Source organism: Listeria fleischmannii subsp. fleischmannii LU2006-1 (assembly GCF_000344175.1).
Taxonomy (GTDB): Bacteria; Bacillota; Bacilli; order Lactobacillales; family Listeriaceae; genus Listeria; species Listeria fleischmannii.
In genome coordinates, this window is sequence record NZ_ALWW01000003.1 from 53,179 (window position 1) to 71,511 (window position 18,333).

The following is an 18,333-nucleotide window of genomic DNA, read 5'->3' on the forward strand; positions in this document are numbered from 1 at the left end:
TCACTCGACTCCCTCCATCTGGTGATTCGGTTTTCCACTTGGCACCATAGGTAGCACAAGCTCATCCTTTGCAATATGCACATCAATAACAACAGGACCATCGTATGAAAAAGCTTCGTGTAATTTTTCATAAAGCGCATCAGGTTCTGTGATACGTACACTCTTTACACCATATGCCTCACCAAGTTTCACAAAATCAGGCTGACTTTGGAAAATGGAGTGTGAAAAACGCTCGTTATGGAATTTTTCTTGCCACTGTCTGACCATCCCAAGAGAACCATTGTTTAAAATAACCGTTTTAAGCGCGATACCATAATCATTTAAAATCGCCAGTTCCTGTGAAGTCATTTGAAATCCACCATCGCCAACAAAGGCGACGACCGTTTTATTTGGAAAAGCAAGCTTGGCCCCAATTCCAGCAGGAATACCAAATCCCATCGTGCCAAGTCCGCCACTTGTAATAATTTGATGGTCGAACTGGAAAGGATAAAATTGTGCTACCCACATTTGATGTTGCCCAACATCCGTTGCGACAAGCGCCTCGCCATTTGTAAGTTCACCAATTAATTCAATGACTTTTTGGGGTTTAATTTCAGCGTTTTGTTCGCGGTCATAGGAATAGGGATGACGTGATTTTCGCGTCATATTCAATTTATGCCAGTGTGAGATATCCTCTTTTTCAGGCAAAGTGATTTTTAAAATGTGTTGTAAGGTTTCATTAATATCTGCTACGATTGGAATTTGTGTAGGAATGATTTTTCCAATTTCAGCAGGATCAATATCAATATGTGCAATCACCGCATGTTTAGCGAATTCTTTTGGTGCGCTTGCTAATCGGTCATCAAATCTTGATCCGAAGTTGATTAACAAATCACAGTCCGTGAGCGCCATATTCGCCGCATAGGAACCATGCATGCCTCCCATTCCAAGGAAAAGTTCATGCGATGTGGGAAAGCTTCCAAGACCAAGTAATGTATTTACAACAGGTATTTCATAACGTTCTGCAAATTCTAAAAGTTCTGCTGTTGCTCGCGAATGATTGACCCCAGCGCCCGCTAAAATAAGAGGTTTATTCGCTTTTTCAAGAGCGCGCATTAACTTATCAATTTGAAGCGGATTCGGCAAATAAGTAGGCTGGTAGCCAGGTAAATCAATGGTGTCAGGATGAACCGTATCCGTTTGACTAATCCCAATATCTTTTGGAATGTCAATCACAACAGGTCCTTTTCTACCGGTGTTTGCAATATGAAACGCTTCATTCACAATTCTTGGTAAATCACACACATCGCGAACTTGATAATTGTATTTTGTAATTGGAATGGTAAGGCCAATCATGTCGGCTTCCTGAAACGCATCTTTACCAATTCCTGGTGTGTGAACTTGCCCTGTAAATACAACAAGTGGAATAGAATCACTCATCGCATCTGCAATGCCGGTCAAGACATTTGTTGCACCAGGTCCGCTCGTGACAACGACAACGCCAGGTTTACCAGTTACTTTTGCATAACCTTCAGCGGCATGAATGGCTCCTTGTTCATGTCTCGCCAAAATATGTGGAATTGGCGAGTCATAAAACGCATCATATAAGGGTAAAACTGCACCGCCAGGGTAGCCGAAAATCATTTCCACTTGTTGGTTATTTAGGGCATCAATGAGGAGTTCGGATCCTGTTTTTAGTGCTGTACTGCTCGTTTCATTTTTTAGCATTGCCATCACCTCGTTTTAATCTAATAAGTCTTCAGGGATTTTCATAACGCCGCCCGTATGTGCAGACGTAACAAGCGCTGTGTAACGCGCCAAATACCCGGTTTTTACTTTGGCTTTAAAAGGAGCGAGTTCTTGTTTACGCGCTTCTAGTTCTTCATCAGACACATCAACATTTAGCGTACGATTTGGTAAATCAATAATAATTTGATCCCCGTCACGAACGAGTGCAATCGGTCCACCAGCTGCCGCTTCGGGTGAAATATGACCAACCGCGATGCCTCGCGTTGCCCCGGAGAATCGGCCATCTGTAATAAGGGCAACATCTTTACCAAGACCACGACCAACGATAGAAGAGGTTGGTGCAAGCATTTCTGGCATTCCTGGTCCGCCTTTTGGTCCCTCATAGCGAATCACAACGACATGACCTTCTTTTACAGTATGGTCATCAATCGCGCTAACCGCTTCATCGTGAGAGCTAAAGCAAATGGCTTCTCCTTTAAACACTTGAACAGAAGGATCGACACCGCCCACTTTAATTGCGGCTCCTTTTGGTGCAATATTGCCAAATAATATCGATAAGCCACCAACAGGGCTATAAGGATCTTCTTTCGGATGAATGACTTTTTCATTATGGATTGCTGCATCCGCCACATTTTCACGAAGCGTTTTTCCTGTTACCGTGATTCTATCGGGGTGAATGGCATTTTCAAGTTCCACAAGTTCTTTGATGATAGCTGAAACGCCACCCGCCTCATGAACATCGTGCATCGAATAGGCAGAAGAAGGGGCGATTTTAGAAAGGTAGGGAACACGAGCAGCAATATCGTTAATTCGCTCAAGCTCATAATCAATGCCCGCTTCACTAGCAAGCGCAAGCGTGTGAAGAACCGTATTGGTTGAGCCCCCCATCGCCATATCAAGCGCAAAGGCATCATCAATCGCGTCTTTCGTTACAATGTCTTTCGGGCGAATATCTTTTTTAACTAAATCCATTAAGTGAAATGCAGATTTACGAATAAGTTCGCGCCGGTCATCTGATACAGCTAATGTCGTCCCGTTTCCCGGAAGAGCAAGACCTAGAATTTCCATCAGACAATTCATTGAGTTGGCAGTGAACATCCCTGCGCAAGAGCCGCAAGTTGGACACGCGTTTGCTTCCATATCTAAAAACTCCTCTTTAGACATAGAGCCCTCTTTAAAAGCTCCTACAGCTTCAAAAACAGATGAGAGTGTGAGCGCCTTTCCTTCAGCAGAGAGACCGGCTTTCATTGGCCCGCCCGAGCAGAAGATAGCTGGAACGTTTGTCCGAACTGAGGCAAGCAACATGCCAGGTGTAATTTTGTCGCAATTCGGAATATAAAACACGCCATCGAACCAGTGAGCATTAATAACCGTTTCAGCTGCATCCGCAATAATTTCGCGGCTAGGAAGAGAATAGCGCATTCCGATGTGACCCATTGCGATACCATCATCAACTCCGATTGTATTAAACTCAAACGGAATTCCGCCAGCTTCTCGAATAGCTTCTTTCGCCACATCCGCAAGTTCGCGAAGGTGAACATGGCCGGGAACGATATCAATATAAGAGTTACAAATGGCGATAAATGGTTTGTTCATATCACCGGGACTTTTGAGTTGGCCTGTTGCATGTAGTAAACTTCTTGCAGGTGCTTGTTCCACACCTTTTTTTATTTTATCACTTCGCATATTCCTACCCCTTTTCACTTCATTAATAATCTAAGCAGAATTTTATGAATTTACTAATTATAAGGAAATACGTAAAATCCTAGCAATAGAAAAAGCACCCCAATTTTGTTCCAAACAAAATGGGATGCTTTGAAAGAATCCCATTTAAGTAACCTAAACAGGACTCGAAACCGCCGTTAAAACGCGAATTCAAAGTCCTGCTAGAGTAATAAAATTGTAATGACGGCATTAAAATTTACTTGTTTCATGGTCATTAACTCCTTTTAATAAAATGGGATAGAATCATTCATAATTTACTACACCAAAGCTTTAAATCTAGCAAGTGATGTAATGTTATTATTAAATATAAACGTGTTCCAGGCGGAAGTCAACAGTTATTTGTAAATTTTCCGTCAGTTTAGACAATTCAATGATTACAAAAGATTAAAATGATTAATTAGTACCAGGTATAACAATCGGCTAATAACAATAAAGAAAGCGGATTCATTCGAGTTCGCGAATAGAAAAGACAGAAAATTTTTATTTTTTTAATCAGGATTGTTTTATTTTTATGAGGATAAACACCATAATTGTACAATTATAGTTTTTTTTTGATAAATTTAAAGTAGCAAATTTGATGAGGAAAGTAAGGGAAGGGAATGAAACCATTAGAAACCAAGCGCTTACTTTTAATTGAGTATACGTTTGAAATGATTGAAGCAACCATAAAAGGTATTTCTGAACTTGAAAAGGTTACTGGTTATGATGTTTCAGAAGATTGGCCAGGGATTGATTTCTTTTTCTATTTACCTTATGTGCTTGAAAATGTTAAAAATAAACCTGAAATGACAAAGTGGACAAGGCTTGTTGTTTTAAAAGAAGAAGGGATTGTAATTGGAGAAATTGGCGGCCAAGGAAATCCTGATGAAACAGGTGAAATTGAACTTGGATATAGTATTGTAACAGACTATCAAGGTCACGGATACATGAAAGAAGCTTTATCAGGCATGATTGAGTGGCTTTTAAAACAAAAAAAGATAAAACGCATTTTTGCTCGCTCATTTGAACAAAATACAGCTTCCATACAAGTTTTAAAAGGAACAGGCTTTATTTATCAAGAAGGGCATGATGAGATGCAACTTGGCGGGAAAATTACACTTTGGGAGCTAGAAAACAAATGATGATTATTCCTTCTGGAAAACCTAAGATATGGGATAAAAATCCGAAATTGGGTTCTTGTGAGGCAAGAAAAGCATATACCGGAACCTTTCATAAGCTTTGCCAGCGTTATGCAGAACAATTCGCGGATGAATATGTTATTTTATCCCCCAAATACGGTTTTCTGCACCCAAATGATATCCTAGGAGCCACCTACGACGTACGCTTTAATCAAAAAGGTGTCACAAAAGATACCATTCAACTAGACGCTTTAAGAGCCCAGTGGCAAATGCTTCAACTTAAAAATCAGGAAGAGGTTATCCTTTTAGGTGGCAAAAAATACGGTCCGCTCTTGGAAGAAATTAGTGGGGGAAAGCAATCTTTCACGCAGCCACTCATTGGCTATTCGGGGATTGGCGTGATGCAGGCTCATTTGAAACAAGCCATTTTAACAAATAAAGAACTAGATGCGCGTGAGCATAAATAATGCAGCAGTAATAAGTAAAAAGAGTACGCCCATATTTATATTTTTGCGAATAAAAAAGTAAAGTGATTGAAGAAGCATGAGTATACAAAGGGCGATAGCGATTGTGTGTAACATGAATGGAACCTCCTGTTATTAATTCAAAATTTCTTTGATTTTGTCTAAAAGGGAGCGTTTCTCTTTTTTTTCAACCTCTTTTTGCTCCTCATGTAAGTGAATATCTGGAATATTCACTTCTTTAGTGTCCGCTAAGACAAGGTAAATATCGGTGTCATCTTCACCACGCGATACGATAGAAAATTCATGTTTGGTTCGCTCGGCAATTTGGATGTAAGGACGGAGCATACTATAGCCAAGTGCGCCATTTAAAAGTAGTTTCGAATCTTTGTAAGCGATGATTTTTTGCTCAAGCTCGGGTAACATTTTTTTTGCAAGCACTTCGCTTTTATCTAAAGCCACAATGACGCGTTCTCGGTAAGTACCTAAATATTTCTTTTTTTCTGCTGGATTCAATTCTTTAGGACCATACATTCCATTTTCGATGTAATCTTGCACATTATCAGCCATTTTAAGAAAACTCCTTTAAGATTATTCTCTTCCATTTTAGCATGTGGTGTTATTATTTCAAGTTTTCTCAAAATCAACATCTAAAAAGCCCCGAAAGCAAACGCTTTGGGGCTTTATTTTATTCTTCTTCGTGTACCTTAAACCAACTAAATCCGTCTTTAGTAAGTAATTCGTCAGCTTCGTCTGGTCCCATAGTGCCAGGCTTGTAGTTTGGAAAATGGGTATCGGTGCCTTTCCAAACATCAGCTACATGATCAATGAAATTCCACGATAAGCTCACTTCATCCCAGTGGGAGAAGTACGTTGCATCCCCGCGTAAGCAGTCTAAAATGAGTTTTTCGTATGCTTCTGGTGTATTCATTCCGTCCGGAGACGAGTGTGCGTAGTTTAAATTAACCGGCATCGTTTCCATTCCTTGGCCAGGTTTTTTAACGTTTAAATGTAAGGTAATCCCTTCATTAGGCTGAATATGAATAACAAGCACATTGCCGCCTAGTGCCGCCATATCACCAGAAAATAAATTCATCGGTACATCTTTAAAACGAATAGCGATTTGTGTCGCTTTACCAGCAAGGCGTTTACCTGTTCGAATATAAAAAGGTACACCCGTCCAGCGGAAATTATCAATAAGGAGTTTAGCTGCTACAAAGGTTTCTGTGTTAGATTCAGGGTTGACATTATCTTCCTCGCGGTACCCTTTTAACTCTTTACCAAAAGCGTGACCTGCACTGTATTGCCCACGAATAAAGTTTTTTAACACTTCTTCGCCTTCATAAACACGAAGCGAGCGGAGTGCACGTACTTTTTCGTGGCGAATTTCTTTTGTCGAAAGTTTAATAGGGGGTTCCATAGCAAGTAAAGAAACGATTTGTAATATATGATTTTGAACCATATCACGAAGTGCGCCGCTCTCATCATAATAGCGCCCGCGGTCTTCAACACCTAAAGTTTCACTTAGTGTTACTTGAATATTATCAATATAACGATTATTCCAAAGCGATTCAATGATAGAATTAGCGAAGCGGATAACGGAAATATTTTGAATCATTTCTTTACCTAGATAATGGTCGATACGATAAATTTCATCTTCATGAAAAGCTTCACGAAGCGAATCATTTAATTCTTTAGCGCTCTCTAAATCATGGCCGAATGGTTTTTCAATAATAAGACGGTGGAAACCTTTCGTATCTACAAAACCTTCAGATTTAATGCGACTTGCGATAATACCAAAGAAATTTGGCGCCATCGCGAGATAAAAAATACGGTTACCAGCTAAATCATACTTTTGATCAAGACTATCGGACAACGTTTTAAGCGAAACGTAAGATTCTTTATTAGTGACATCATGTGATTGATAGTAAAAATGGCTTGCAAATTCATCGGCTTCAGCACTGGAAGTTGCAATATCTTGAATAGATTCTTTCACTTTATCGCGGAAAAAATCATTACTCCATTCTCGGCGCGCGGTACCAATAACAGCGAAATTTTTCTTGAGATAGCCTTTGCTAAATAAATGATATAGCGAAGGGTAAAGTTTTCGATTTGCTAAATCTCCCGTACCGCCAAAAATTGTAATCAAAGCTTTTTGTTCTAAATTGTCTGTCATACGTACTTACCCTCTTTCTCGTTTCTGCTTTCACAAGGATTACCTTTTATAAGTAACTCGAGCACAAAAAGCTCTATAGCTCCATACTATTTTATCCATTAAAATATGATTGTGCAACTGTTTGAACCAGAAAAGAAATCAAAGTTTATTTGAAAGCGTTTTATTGCAAGTATCCATTCCATTTTTTTTTGAGTATGATAAAATGAAACATATTGATTTAGAAAGTTGGGAGTAAAGTGGAACTGATTTTTCTTGGAACGGGTGCAGGAGTACCCTCAAAAAATCGAAATGTAACTTCAATTGCCATCTCCATGTTAAATGAGCGAAACGCGATTTGGCTATTTGATTGCGGAGAAGGTACACAGCATCAAATTTTACGTAGTCCCATTCGATTAAGTAAACTCGAAAAAATTTTTATAACCCATTTACATGGAGACCATATTTTTGGTTTACCAGGTCTTTTAAGTAGCCGTTCTTTTCAAGGCGGAGAAACAGAACTTACCATTTACGGACCTCCGGGTATTGCGCTTTATATAAAGGACTCACTCGAACTTAGTGGCTCTCATTTGACCTATCCGCTTCAAATCGTAGAAGTTGAACCAGGCGAAATTTTTTCTGACAAACAGTGGAAAATCGTTTGCGATGAACTTGATCACGGCATTCAAAGCTTTGGCTACCGCCTGATGGAAAGTGCGAAACCTGGCTCACTCGACGCAGCCAAGTTAAAAGCAGAAGGTGTGCCGGCTGGACCTCTTTATCAGGAATTAAAGGAAGGAAAAACCGTTATACTTCCTGACGGTCGAATGATTGATGGGCAGGCGTTTATTGGGCCAGAACAGAAGGGGCGAATCATTGCTATTTTTGGGGACACAAGGCAACATAAAAATGAACTTCCGCTTGCTAGAAATGCGGATATTATTGTCCATGAAGCCACCTTTGAAGCATCTAAAGTGGAGATGGCAAAAGAGTATATGCATTCAACGACTACGGAGGCGGCAGGTCTTGCAAAAGAAGCGAATGCCAAACATCTTATTTTAACGCATATTAGTTCGCGCTATGATAAAGAAGCAAGCTTAGCCTTACGGGATGAGGCACGTCAAATTTTTCCGAATACAGATATTGCAGAAGATTTTTCTGTTTTTGACATTTAGGAGGTTCCAATGAATGCTTATTTGAAAGGGAAAACGGTATTAATTACAGGCGCTTCGAGTGGACTTGGGGAAAAACTTGCTTTTTATGCAGCGCAATCAGACGCAAATGTCATTTTACTCGCTAGAAATGAAGCGAAACTCGCTCAAATTAGTGAGCAAATTAAAAAAAGCTTTCAAGTTAAAGCCGATTATTACCATCTGGACATAACCGATTTTAAAGAGCTGGAGCAAGTAGCTAACACTATTTTAGTGCGCCATGAAATAGACGCTTTGATCAACTGTGCGGGCTTCGGTTTATTTGAAACGGCAGAAAATACCCCATTTGAGACAGTGGAAGCGATGTTTGATACCAATGTTTTAGGACTAATACGTTTTACGCAACTTTTTATTCCGTACTTTAAGCAAAAAAAGAGTGGTCATATTATTCAAATTGCCTCCCAAGCAGCTAAGATTGCGACACCAAAATCAAGTGCGTATGCAGCGACAAAATTTGCTGTTTTAGGGTATTCAAATGCACTTCGAATGGAATTAAAAGGGGATAATATTAAGGTGACGACGGTTAACCCAGGCCCCATTGCAACTCATTTTTTTGATATCGCCGATGAATCTGGCGAGTATTTAAAAAGTGTAGGGTTCCTTGTTTTAAAACCAGAAAAGGTCGCAGAAAAAACCATCCGAATTATCGGGAAAAATCGTCGAGAAGTGAACCTTCCGTTTTTAATGAATATTGGTACGAGAATCTATCAAGTCATTCCTAGCGTTGTGGAGTTTTTTGGACGAAGCGCATTTATGAAAAAATAACGCCAATTTAGGCGTTTTTTTCTTGAAAAAAAAGGAGTTTCAGGTATAATGAAATAGAACTAGTGTTCGTTTTTTAGAGGGAGGCGTTTTGTGTGGATGTGAGTCGAAAAATAATTCATATTGATATGGATGCGTTTTTTGCTTCAGTTGAGCAACGAGACCATCCAGAATATCGCGGAAAGCCACTCATTATTGGAGGAGATCCTAATAAACGCGGAGTGGTATCTACTTGTTCCTATGAAGCACGTCAATTTGGCGTCCATTCTGCCATGCCCACTAAACAAGCTGCCAAACTTTGTCCAGAAGGGATTTTTATTCATGGGAATATGGAGCACTATGTAACAGTTTCAACACAAATCCGTGAAATTTTTAAGCGTTATACAGATATCGTAGAGCCGCTTTCACTTGATGAAGCTTATTTGGATGTAACAGAAAATAAAAAGGGAATGGCTTCGGCCACACTTATTGCACGCGAAATTCAATACGCCATATATCACGAGCTAGGTCTTACTTCTTCAGCTGGCGTATCCTATAATAAGTTTATTGCTAAAATTGCCTCTGATTATAAAAAGCCAGCTGGTTTAACGGTTATCCCACCTGAAAAAGCAGAATCTTTCCTTGAAAGCATTCCCATTGATAAATTTTATGGTGTCGGCAAAGTAACTTCTGAAAAAATGCACCGGCTTGGAATCAAAACGGGAAAGGATTTAAAAGCTTGGAGTGAATGGGATCTCATTCGTGAATTCCATAAGCACGGTTACTATTTATATCGTCATGTCAGAGGACGCTCTAATAATATCGTAAACCCTCACCGGGACCGAAAATCAGTTGGTAAAGAGACTACATTTGAACGAAATGTTGTAGATGAGCTTGTACTTGAAAAAAGTTTAATGCGTTTTGCTGAAAAAATTGAAACGAGACTTTTAAAAATTCAAAAGCACGGTAAAACGGTAGTTTTAAAATTACGTTATAGTGATTTTACAACGATTACGAAGCGCATGACACTTACTAATTATGTGCATGACCGGCAAATGATTTACGGAGCGGGTGTAGCCTTATTAAGTGAAGTGTATAATGGTTCAGAAGCCATTCGTCTTATTGGATTAACTGTGACGAATCTAAAACCAATTCATTTTGAAAATATGCGTTTAGAAGGCTTATAAAGGGGGATATTATGCTTACAATTCGTGAAGCAGAAATGAAGGATGCGGAAGATGTTATTCGCTATTTAAATAAAGTAGGGGGAGAAACGGCCTTTTTAACATTTGGGGAAAATGAGTTTCTAGTTTCTCGTTCAGATGAAGAAGTTATCATCCAACAATTTTTAAATCATGAAAAAGCATGTATGTATCTCGCTTTTGAAGAAGATGAACTGGTCAGCGTCGGTCAAGTCATTGTGCCAGCAAAGGAACGAATGGCGCACCGTGGGAACATTGCCATTTCTGTCAAAAAGGATTTTTGGGGACAAGGAATCGGTTCTAAGATGCTTGAAAAACTCATTCTTTCCGCCAAAAAATCAGGTTTGCATATGCTAACACTAGAAGTCGTCAGTGAAAACCAAGCTGCTTTTCATCTGTATAAAAAAATGGGGTTTGTCGTGGCAGGAGAATACCCCGACTATTTTCGCGTCCAAGATAAATTATTCGCCGTAACATTTATGTACCGCATATTAAAAAACTAGGCTTTGTCCCCAAAGCCTAGTTTTTTAACGTAATTCAATTAAACGATCTTTTAATTCTTGTTCCATTGTGACAAGTTCTTTCTCGGCTGCAGCCCGTTTTGCGCGGCCTTCTTGTTGAATTTTAAGCGTCTCTTGTAAAGTCTCAATTAAGCTTGACTGTGTATGTTTTAACGTTTCGATATCTACAATCCCTCTTTCATTTTCGCGTGCTGTTTCAATCGCGTTGGTTTTAAGCATGTCCGCATTTCGTTTAAGTAATTCATTTGTCGTTTCGGAAACTTGGCGTTGGGCTTCAACCGCTTGTTGTTGCCTTAACAAGGTAAGGGCAATGGCAACTTGATTTTTCCAAAGGGGGATAGCCGTCATAATGGACGACTGAATTTTTTCAGCTAAAGCTTGGTTTGTATTTTGGATAAGGCGAATTTGCGGTGCTTGTTGAATGGTAATTTGACGGCTTAGTTTTAAATCATGGACCCGTTTTTCAAGACGATCCGCAAATTGCGTCAAGTCATTTACCTCTTGGAAATCCATTTGATCACCGGTTTGTTCCGCTTTTTTACGAAGTTCCGGTAACAATTTATCATTAATTTCCTCAAGCTTCAATTCGCCAGCAGCGATATAAATATTTAAAGCTTGAAAATAATCTTTATTTTTATCATAAAGTTGTTCAAGGAAAGTATTATCTTCCATTAATCTTTTTTTCGAATGCTCTAATTTTAAAGCAATACGGTCGATTTGTGTACCGATTTTTTGATATTTTGATGTAATCTCGTTAATTGACTGTTTGACGCGGTGAAACATTTTCGTGAAAATATTTTTATTACGCGCAGCAAGCTCGTCTGGGTCTGCTTCTTGCAGGCGATACATTAAGTCGCTAATGATATCCCCAATTGGACCAACATCTTGTTTTTGAACATGAGCGAGCATAGAGTGGGAAAAATCATGAAGTTTTGCTTGAGCAGGTGCGCCGTAGCCAAGAATAGCCGCCTGGTTTCCCGCATCAATTTGCTTACTTAATTCAACAGCTTGGCGTTTGTTACTTTCAGGAAGCATATCTACAAGGCGGGGTGCCGCATCGCTTTCACTGTTTACAATATTTGTATTTTTGGAGTCATCCATTCCAAATGGATTGCTAAGTAAATCGTCTAATGTATGGTTCATTTCTTTTTCAAGTAAATCGGTTTGATTTAACTCTTTTTTCTCATTGTTCTCACTCATGTTTCGAGCTCCTTTCGAACTTTTGTTTTTGCTTTGAAATTGAATTTTTAGCAACTTCAAGCTCAAAATCAAGACTGTTAACATCTTGGTTAAGGAGTGTAAACAAATCCTTTTCAATGACACGACTCAAATCATTTAAGAGTGAGCGTGTATCAGATAACGTTTGATAGATTTTTTTATCTTTAACAGGTTGGCTTTCAAGAAAAGCGTATTTCTCTGTAAGTTCCACAAGTGAATCAAGATGAGAAAAGAAGAAATCTTCTGCTTCATAAAAACGCTTCGGTTCATCTTTTACAATGCCGTAAATTCTTTTTGCCAGTTGAAGTGTTTTATTGCGTTCTTGAAAAGAGTATAAACCTTTGTTTGTGGCCATAATTTTTTGAAGACGCATAATTTTAAGTCGTGCTTCCTCTAAGTTTGTACGAATATATTTGAATTCTTTTTTTGTTAAGCCTGTCTTTTCGGTTAGAGCCTGATCGCCTGCTTTTGCAGAAAAGAAAAACAGAATAGAAGCTACGGCGATGGTAATTAAACCGATGAGAAGCCAGCTGCTTTTTAAGATGGCTGAAAGAATTCCGAATAACACGATGACGATAAAAATAGAACCTGTAAACGCCATAATCTTTTTAAATGTAGTCATTGTTTATCTTCTCCTTCAGATACCTATTCTAAAAAATAAATTTATGTAACCACAAGGGATTACCTAGTTTCATTATACCCGATTTTTTCTTTTTAGAAAGGATGTTTGATTTGATTACATCATACCATAGTTAAAGAAACGTTGTTATCCGTCGTGCGATGTAAATTCATCTCGGACCAAATTTTATGTTAAACTAGAATAATAGAAAGAAGGTGCTCTAAGTGAAGAATTTGGAAGAAAAAACAATACGTGAAGAAACTATCTTTAAAGGGCGTGTAGTCAGTCTTGCGGTAGCAGATGTACGCCTTCCAAATGGCGAAACCGGAAAAAGAGAACTTGTAAGACATCCCGGAGCGGTAGCGATTATCCCACTAACACATGATGGTAAAATTGTGATGGTAGAGCAGTATCGTAAGCCTTTAGAAAAAACAGTTGTGGAAATCCCTGCAGGTAAAATGGAGCAAGGGGAACAAAGAGAAAAGACAGCGCTTCGTGAACTAGAAGAAGAGACCGGATATAAAGCAAGCGGATTAGATTTACTCACCTCATTTTATACAGCGCCAGGTTTTGCGGATGAAATTTTACATATTTTTGTGGCAAAAGGGCTACGTCAACAAAAAAATTCTCTTGCCTTAGATGAGGATGAATTTATCAATGTGATTGAAGTGACACTTGAAGAAGCGAAGCAATTAATTGAGGAAGAATCCATTTGTGATGCCAAAACGATGTATGCTATTCAATATTTAGAATTACAGCACTTAAAGGAAGAAAGTAATTAAAAAAAGGTTGAGGAGATCTCCTCAACCTTTTTAATTCATAAAATGTTCATGATGCGTACTGACCATAGCTTCTGGAGCCGCTTTTGGATCTAAGTATTTTTTTGCGCTATTAATCGCAATAGGTCCCTCGTGAAGGCCTGCTTGAATAATACGGATTTTTCTTGGATAGCAAGCGACATCACCACACGCATAAATTCCAGGCATTGTCGTTTCCATTTCATGGTTCACAGAAATGCCCCATTCTTCGGTTTCAAAACCCCAATCGCGCATGTTGCCAATATCCACTTCAACACCGTGATTCACAAAAATAGCATCGCAAGCGATTCTTTTATTTTCCCCAGAATGAGTGCAAGTGAATTCAATTTCTTTTAAGGTTTTATCGCCGTATAAACTTGTAATTTCGTGATGGAGATGGGTAGAAATTCCTGAATCTAGTACAGTTTTAGCACGCTCCTCATATCCTTTAAAATCATCCCCACGGTAAATAAGTTCCACATTTTTCGCGATAGGTAAAAGCATGAGTGCTGCATCAAGCGCCGCATCCCCGCCACCAGAAATGACGACTTTCTTATTTCTTAACTTCTTTAAATCACGTAAATGGTAATGAAGCGCACTCGTATAGTCCTCTGCAAAACGCGCCTTTAGTGGATTCATTTTATAAGTGCCACTACCAACTGCAATTACAATAGTTTTGCTTAAATGAACTTCCCCATTTTCCGTCTCGATATAAAAGGTGCCATCATTTTGTTTTACGACAGACGTTACGCGAGTGTTTAAGACAAAAGTTGGGTCGAAGGTTTCCGCCTGTTTTTTAAAATCAGCCACCAAATCGGCGCCTAGAATTTCAGGGATACCACCAATGTCATGGATTAGTTTTTCTGGATAGAAGTAGCGAATTTTACCTCCAACATCTGGTTCTGCGTCAATAATTTTTGTTTTCATCGCACGTAAACCGCTATAAAACGCGGCGTATAGTCCAACTGGACCGCCGCCGATAATCGTAACATCAAATAGAGATGGCTTCAATATGATCAAGCTCCCTTACTACATCTTTAATTTCACAGCCATTACATGTTTCATATGGCAAGCAAAGTGGCACACCGCTTCGTGGATCGATTAAAATATCTGCTTTAATGTTAAATACATCTTCTAAAATCTCACAGGTCATAACGTCTTTAGGGGCACCACTTGCTCGAACTTGACCGTTTTTGATTGCAATCATATGTTCCGCATAACGAGATGCATGGTTTAAGTCATGGACGACCATCACAATGGTGCGATTTTCTGTTTCATTTAATTGTTTTAAAATATTCATAACATCAAGTTGGTGTGTCATATCTAAAAATGTAGTAGGTTCATCTAAAAATAAAATAGAAGTATCTTGCGCGAGAGCCATGGCAATCCAGGCGCGTTGTCTTTGTCCACCCGACAGATTTTCAATCGGACGATTTTTAAACTCTTCTAAATTAGTCATTTTAAGAGCCCAATTAATCATATCTTGATCTTCTTTATTTCCTACTTTAAAGCCGGATTGATGTGGGCTACGTCCATAAGCAATTAATTCCATAACCGTTAAGCCACCTGGAGCTGTTGGATTTTGTGGTAAAATTGCTAATTCTTTGGCGATTTGTTTAGTAGAAACTTGATGGATTTTTTTTCCATCTAAAATAACATGTCCTTTGCTTGGTTTTAAAAGACGGGACATCGTTTTTAAAATGGTAGATTTTCCAGAACCGTTTGCACCAACAAGGGCTGTTATTTTTCCTTGCGGTATGGATATATTTAATGAATCAACAATAATTCGTTTATCGTAAGCAATTTGTAAATCTTCTGTGTATAAGTTTTGCATAACATCACTCCATCTATTATAGTGATAATGATTCTCAATGATACTAGTATAGCGGCTTTAGACATAACTTTCAAGATAAAGTTGTTCTACACTCTTTTTACATATAATAATAATTTTAAATTAAGTAAAATTATTATGTAATTGATAATCACTATAGACAGCTTTTGTGATTTGTGTTATCTTTATAAACATAGTAATCAGAACGAAAAAATAGGTTTTTATTACAAAAAAATCATTTGAGATAGTCATTTCTAAATAATAATAATTATAAACTGTGATTATTGATTGAGAATAGCCATTTTAATAAGGGAGGCAGAGTTATGGAAGCTCGCATTAAACGAATTAAGGCTCAGTTACATGATGCTAGCTACAAATTGACGCCACAGCGTGAAGCAACCGTTCGTGTTTTGCTAGAAAATGAAAAAGACCATTTAAGTGCTGAAGAAGTTTTTTTACGTGTGAAAAATCTTGCGCCTGATACTGGACTTGCAACCGTTTATCGGACGTTAGAACTGCTTACGGAACTTCGAGTTGTAGATAAAATTAATTTTGGAGACGGGGTTTCTCGCTATGACCTACGTAAAGAAGGAGCGAAACACTTCCATCACCATCTCGTTTGCCTAGAGTGCGGTTCAGTAGAAGAAATTCAAGAAGATTTACTGGAAGATGTAGAAAAAATTATTGAAGATCGGTGGCATTTTATGATTAAGGACCACCGGCTTACTTTCCAAGGTATATGCGCAGATTGCAAGAAAAAAACTAAAAAATAAGTTGGAACAGCTGGATTTTACAGTTGTTCTTTTTAATTGTATGAAAAAAAGAACTATTTCTATCTAGAGGGATAAAAGTTCACCAGAAAAAGGTTTCGTGTTAAAATGAATGGGCAGGAGGCGAGGAAATGAACGACTTAATTGAAGATTTTCTACACTTTTTATCCGTTGAACGTGGCTTGTCGTTAAATACATTAGCAGCTTACAAACGTGATTTGCTTTATTTTGCTAATTCCTATAAAAAAACAACCGATGATGCACATTTTGAAAACGTAAAGCGCGAGGATATTGTAACATTCATTAATGAAGCAAGAAGTGAAGGAAAATCCCCACGAACAATCGCACGCTACATTGCCTCACTCCGTTCTTTTTTCCATTTTTTACTTCATGATGGGCAAATAAAGGGTGATCCGATGATTCAAATTGAGACACCGAAACAAGCTAAAAGTTTACCAAAAGTACTTAGTCTAGATGAAGTTGAAAAATTACTTGATGCACCTGATGCCAATACGCCGCTAGGTTTGCGTGATCAGGCTATGCTAGAAGTGCTTTATGCAACAGGTCTTCGGGTTACGGAACTTGTTCAACTTAAAATGGACGACCTTCATTTACATATGGGCTTTATTCAAACAATAGGAAAAGGGAATAAGGAACGCATCATTCCACTTGGGAAAATAGCGACAAGCGTTTTAGAAGAGTACTTGCGAAATGGTAGACCGAAATTAAGAAAGCCTACAGACCGAAATGATTTTGTTTTTTTGAATCATCACGGAAGAGGCTTAACACGCCAAGGATTTTGGAAAATTTTAAAACAACTTGCTACAAAAACGGGCATAGAAAAACAAATCACGCCACATACGTTACGTCATTCTTTCGCCACTCATTTACTTGAAAATGGTGCTGATTTGCGCTCAGTGCAAGAATTACTTGGTCATTCAGATATTTCAACAACACAAATTTATACACATGTTACAAAAGCGCGTTTGAAAGATGTTTATAAAGAATTTCATCCGCGTGCTTAAATTTTAGAAGGGTGATGAGAAGATGGTTATGAAATTTAAACGTATTCATGTAATCGTAATGGATTCAGTTGGGATTGGTGAAGCTCCAGATGCAGCTGAATTTGATGATTTTGGAGTAGATACATTTGGTCATATAGCTGAAAAAATGAACGGACTTCATATGCCTGAAATGGGGAAATTGGGTTTATCCAACATTGAACCCGTTTTAGGTGTAGAAAAAGCGGAAAAACCTCTTGCTTACTATACCAAAATGCAAGAAGCTTCGCGTGGTAAAGATACCATGACGGGTCACTGGGAAATTATGGGGCTATACATTGATACGCCATTTCGAGTTTTCCCTAACGGTTTTCCAGATGAGCTCATAGAACAAATTGAGAAAAAAACGGGCCGCAAAGTAATCGGAAATAAACCTGCGAGTGGAACTGAAATTTTAGATGAACTTGGTGAAGAGCAAATGAAAACTGGGGCGCTGATTGTATATACGTCTGCTGATTCTGTTCTTCAGATTGCAGCCCATGAAGATATAATTCCACTCGAGGAATTATATGAAATTTGTGAGTTTTGTAGAGAAATCACACTCGATGATCCATATATGTTGGGCCGTATTATCGCACGCCCGTATATAGGGGAGCCGGGAGCATTTAAACGCACAGCTAACCGACATGATTATGCATTAAAACCATTTAAGCCTACTGTGATGAATGCGCTAAAAGATGGCGGAAAAGACGTTATTGCAATTGGAAAAATTTCTGATATTTTTGACGGTGAAGGTGTAACAGAATCGATTCGAACTACTTCAAATATGGATGGAATGGACAAACTTATTCAAGTTTTAGACAAACCGTTTGAAGGAATGAGCTTTTTAAACTTAGTAGATTTTGATGCCCTTTTTGGTCATCGCCGCGATCCGGAAGGCTACGGGGCTGCGCTTGAAGAATTCGATGCAAGACTTCCTGAGGTTTTTGAAAAAATGCAAGAGGATGATTTACTTATTATCACAGCCGACCACGGAAATGATCCAACTTACCGGGGAACCGACCATACGCGTGAATTTGTTCCACTTCTTGTCTACTCTAAAAAATTCGAAAATGATGGTCAGAAGCTTCCGCTTAGAGAAACATTTGCGGATTTAGGTGCTACCGTTGCTGAGAATTTTGATGTAAAAATGCCTGAGTATGGAAAAAGCTTTTTAAGTGACTTAAAATAATGAGGGA

19 protein-coding genes are annotated in these 18,333 nt (G+C 38.6%); 10 read left to right on the forward strand and 9 right to left on the reverse strand.

Annotated elements, in window-relative coordinates; all coding sequences use genetic code 11:
• Together ilvB and ilvD are read right to left on the reverse strand one after the other, a co-directional pair.
• Positions 1 to 1,713, reverse strand: coding sequence for a biosynthetic-type acetolactate synthase large subunit (ilvB, locus tag LFLEISCH_RS01725; protein WP_174269984.1), 1,713 nt, complete (start codon positions 1,711 to 1,713; stop codon positions 1 to 3).
• A gap of 9 nt (positions 1,714 to 1,722) precedes the next feature.
• The gene (ilvD, locus tag LFLEISCH_RS01730) at positions 1,723 to 3,414 is read right to left on the reverse strand and encodes a dihydroxy-acid dehydratase (protein ID WP_007472447.1); all 1,692 of its coding nucleotides are present in this window, start codon (positions 3,412 to 3,414) and stop codon (positions 1,723 to 1,725) included.
• Positions 3,415 to 4,052: 638 nt separating this feature from the next.
• Between ilvD and LFLEISCH_RS01735 the strand changes: the two genes are divergently transcribed.
• Together LFLEISCH_RS01735 and LFLEISCH_RS01740 are read left to right on the forward strand one after the other, a co-directional pair.
• On the forward strand, positions 4,053 to 4,574 hold the full coding sequence (locus LFLEISCH_RS01735; RefSeq protein ID WP_007472450.1) for a GNAT family N-acetyltransferase: 522 nt from the start codon (positions 4,053 to 4,055) through the stop codon (positions 4,572 to 4,574).
• Complete coding sequence (locus LFLEISCH_RS01740) at positions 4,571 to 5,038, forward strand: DUF6884 domain-containing protein (RefSeq protein WP_007472452.1); 468 nt, start codon at positions 4,571 to 4,573, stop codon at positions 5,036 to 5,038. Before LFLEISCH_RS01735 ends, LFLEISCH_RS01740 begins: the two co-directional genes overlap by 4 nt.
• Here the strand turns inward: LFLEISCH_RS01740 and LFLEISCH_RS15450 are convergent.
• From LFLEISCH_RS15450 to zwf, 3 genes are all read right to left on the reverse strand, one after another.
• Positions 5,015 to 5,152: a hypothetical protein gene (locus tag LFLEISCH_RS15450; protein ID WP_099048774.1), complete on the reverse strand. Its 138-nt coding sequence runs from the start codon at positions 5,150 to 5,152 to the stop codon at positions 5,015 to 5,017. The two genes, LFLEISCH_RS01740 and LFLEISCH_RS15450, sit on opposite strands and share 24 nt — an antisense overlap.
• Before the next feature lie 18 nt (positions 5,153 to 5,170).
• The gene (locus LFLEISCH_RS01745) at positions 5,171 to 5,602 is read right to left on the reverse strand and encodes a YueI family protein (RefSeq protein ID WP_007472454.1); all 432 of its coding nucleotides are present in this window, start codon (positions 5,600 to 5,602) and stop codon (positions 5,171 to 5,173) included.
• 118 nt (positions 5,603 to 5,720) lie between these two features.
• A complete protein-coding gene (zwf, locus tag LFLEISCH_RS01750; RefSeq protein WP_007472456.1) occupies positions 5,721 to 7,208 on the reverse strand; it encodes a glucose-6-phosphate dehydrogenase in 1,488 nt (495 codons plus the stop codon).
• Positions 7,209 to 7,444: 236 nt separating this feature from the next.
• Here zwf and rnz point away from each other — a divergent pair, with 236 nt between their 5' ends.
• The 4 genes from rnz (at position 7,445) to LFLEISCH_RS01770 (ending at position 10,841) form a co-directional block, all read left to right on the forward strand.
• Positions 7,445 to 8,359, forward strand: coding sequence for a ribonuclease Z (gene rnz / locus LFLEISCH_RS01755; RefSeq protein ID WP_007472458.1), 915 nt, complete (start codon positions 7,445 to 7,447; stop codon positions 8,357 to 8,359).
• 9 nt (positions 8,360 to 8,368) lie between these two features.
• Positions 8,369 to 9,160: an SDR family NAD(P)-dependent oxidoreductase gene (locus LFLEISCH_RS01760; RefSeq protein ID WP_007472460.1), complete on the forward strand. Its 792-nt coding sequence runs from the start codon at positions 8,369 to 8,371 to the stop codon at positions 9,158 to 9,160.
• Positions 9,161 to 9,252: 92 nt separating this feature from the next.
• On the forward strand, positions 9,253 to 10,323 hold the full coding sequence (gene dinB / locus LFLEISCH_RS01765; RefSeq protein ID WP_007472462.1) for a DNA polymerase IV: 1,071 nt from the start codon (positions 9,253 to 9,255) through the stop codon (positions 10,321 to 10,323).
• 11 nt (positions 10,324 to 10,334) lie between these two features.
• Positions 10,335 to 10,841 (forward strand): GNAT family N-acetyltransferase, encoded by a 507-nt coding sequence (locus LFLEISCH_RS01770; protein ID WP_007472464.1) that lies wholly within the window; start codon positions 10,335 to 10,337, stop codon positions 10,839 to 10,841.
• 24 nt (positions 10,842 to 10,865) lie between these two features.
• Here LFLEISCH_RS01770 and LFLEISCH_RS01775 read toward each other — a convergent pair whose 3' ends face one another.
• Together LFLEISCH_RS01775 and LFLEISCH_RS01780 are read right to left on the reverse strand one after the other, a co-directional pair.
• Entirely contained in the window at positions 10,866 to 12,059 is a 1,194-nt protein-coding gene (locus LFLEISCH_RS01775; RefSeq protein ID WP_007472466.1) for a toxic anion resistance protein, read from the reverse strand.
• Entirely contained in the window at positions 12,052 to 12,699 is a 648-nt protein-coding gene (locus LFLEISCH_RS01780; protein WP_007472468.1) for a 5-bromo-4-chloroindolyl phosphate hydrolysis family protein, read from the reverse strand. Before LFLEISCH_RS01780 ends, LFLEISCH_RS01775 begins: the two co-directional genes overlap by 8 nt.
• Before the next feature lie 221 nt (positions 12,700 to 12,920).
• Between LFLEISCH_RS01780 and LFLEISCH_RS01785 the strand changes: the two genes are divergently transcribed.
• Complete coding sequence (locus LFLEISCH_RS01785; protein WP_007472470.1) at positions 12,921 to 13,478, forward strand: NUDIX hydrolase; 558 nt, start codon at positions 12,921 to 12,923, stop codon at positions 13,476 to 13,478.
• Positions 13,479 to 13,508: 30 nt separating this feature from the next.
• On the opposite strand, the gene LFLEISCH_RS01790 is transcribed toward LFLEISCH_RS01785, so the two are convergent.
• Positions 13,509 to 14,504 carry an NAD(P)/FAD-dependent oxidoreductase gene (locus LFLEISCH_RS01790; protein ID WP_007472472.1) on the reverse strand — a complete coding sequence of 332 codons (996 nt, stop codon included), beginning with the start codon at positions 14,502 to 14,504 and terminating at the stop codon, positions 13,509 to 13,511.
• On the reverse strand, positions 14,485 to 15,327 hold the full coding sequence (locus tag LFLEISCH_RS01795) for an ABC transporter ATP-binding protein (RefSeq protein WP_007472474.1): 843 nt from the start codon (positions 15,325 to 15,327) through the stop codon (positions 14,485 to 14,487). The genes LFLEISCH_RS01790 and LFLEISCH_RS01795 overlap by 20 nt, the downstream gene beginning before the upstream one ends.
• Positions 15,328 to 15,647: 320 nt before the next feature.
• Between LFLEISCH_RS01795 and fur the strand changes: the two genes are divergently transcribed.
• The 3 genes from fur (at position 15,648) to deoB (ending at position 18,326) form a co-directional block, all read left to right on the forward strand.
• A complete protein-coding gene (gene fur / locus LFLEISCH_RS01800) occupies positions 15,648 to 16,097 on the forward strand; it encodes a ferric iron uptake transcriptional regulator (protein WP_007472476.1) in 450 nt (149 codons plus the stop codon).
• 128 nt (positions 16,098 to 16,225) lie between these two features.
• Complete coding sequence (gene xerD / locus LFLEISCH_RS01805) at positions 16,226 to 17,119, forward strand: site-specific tyrosine recombinase XerD (RefSeq protein ID WP_007472478.1); 894 nt, start codon at positions 16,226 to 16,228, stop codon at positions 17,117 to 17,119.
• A gap of 22 nt (positions 17,120 to 17,141) precedes the next feature.
• Positions 17,142 to 18,326, forward strand: coding sequence for a phosphopentomutase (deoB, locus tag LFLEISCH_RS01810; protein ID WP_007472480.1), 1,185 nt, complete (start codon positions 17,142 to 17,144; stop codon positions 18,324 to 18,326).
• The last annotated feature ends 7 nt before the right edge of the window (positions 18,327 to 18,333 follow it).

Excerpts from the sequence above, each read along its gene's own strand:
- ilvB (WP_174269984.1), bottom strand. The coding sequence starts at position 1,713 with ATGGCAATGCTAAAAAATGAAACGAGCAGTACAGCACTAAAAACAGGA.
- ilvD (WP_007472447.1), bottom strand. The coding sequence starts at position 3,414 with ATGCGAAGTGATAAAATAAAAAAAGGTGTGGAACAAGCACCTGCAAGA.
- LFLEISCH_RS01735 (WP_007472450.1), top strand. The coding sequence starts at position 4,053 with ATGAAACCATTAGAAACCAAGCGCTTACTTTTAATTGAGTATACGTTT.
- LFLEISCH_RS01740 (WP_007472452.1), top strand. The coding sequence starts at position 4,571 with ATGATGATTATTCCTTCTGGAAAACCTAAGATATGGGATAAAAATCCG.
- LFLEISCH_RS15450 (WP_099048774.1), bottom strand. The coding sequence starts at position 5,152 with ATGTTACACACAATCGCTATCGCCCTTTGTATACTCATGCTTCTTCAA.
- LFLEISCH_RS01745 (WP_007472454.1), bottom strand. The coding sequence starts at position 5,602 with ATGGCTGATAATGTGCAAGATTACATCGAAAATGGAATGTATGGTCCT.
- zwf (WP_007472456.1), bottom strand. The coding sequence starts at position 7,208 with ATGACAGACAATTTAGAACAAAAAGCTTTGATTACAATTTTTGGCGGT.
- LFLEISCH_RS01760 (WP_007472460.1), top strand. The coding sequence starts at position 8,369 with ATGAATGCTTATTTGAAAGGGAAAACGGTATTAATTACAGGCGCTTCG.
- LFLEISCH_RS01770 (WP_007472464.1), top strand. The coding sequence starts at position 10,335 with ATGCTTACAATTCGTGAAGCAGAAATGAAGGATGCGGAAGATGTTATT.
- LFLEISCH_RS01775 (WP_007472466.1), bottom strand. The coding sequence starts at position 12,059 with ATGAGTGAGAACAATGAGAAAAAAGAGTTAAATCAAACCGATTTACTT.
- LFLEISCH_RS01780 (WP_007472468.1), bottom strand. The coding sequence starts at position 12,699 with ATGACTACATTTAAAAAGATTATGGCGTTTACAGGTTCTATTTTTATC.
- LFLEISCH_RS01795 (WP_007472474.1), bottom strand. The coding sequence starts at position 15,327 with ATGCAAAACTTATACACAGAAGATTTACAAATTGCTTACGATAAACGA.
- fur (WP_007472476.1), top strand. The coding sequence starts at position 15,648 with ATGGAAGCTCGCATTAAACGAATTAAGGCTCAGTTACATGATGCTAGC.
- xerD (WP_007472478.1), top strand. The coding sequence starts at position 16,226 with ATGAACGACTTAATTGAAGATTTTCTACACTTTTTATCCGTTGAACGT.
- deoB (WP_007472480.1), top strand. The coding sequence starts at position 17,142 with ATGGTTATGAAATTTAAACGTATTCATGTAATCGTAATGGATTCAGTT.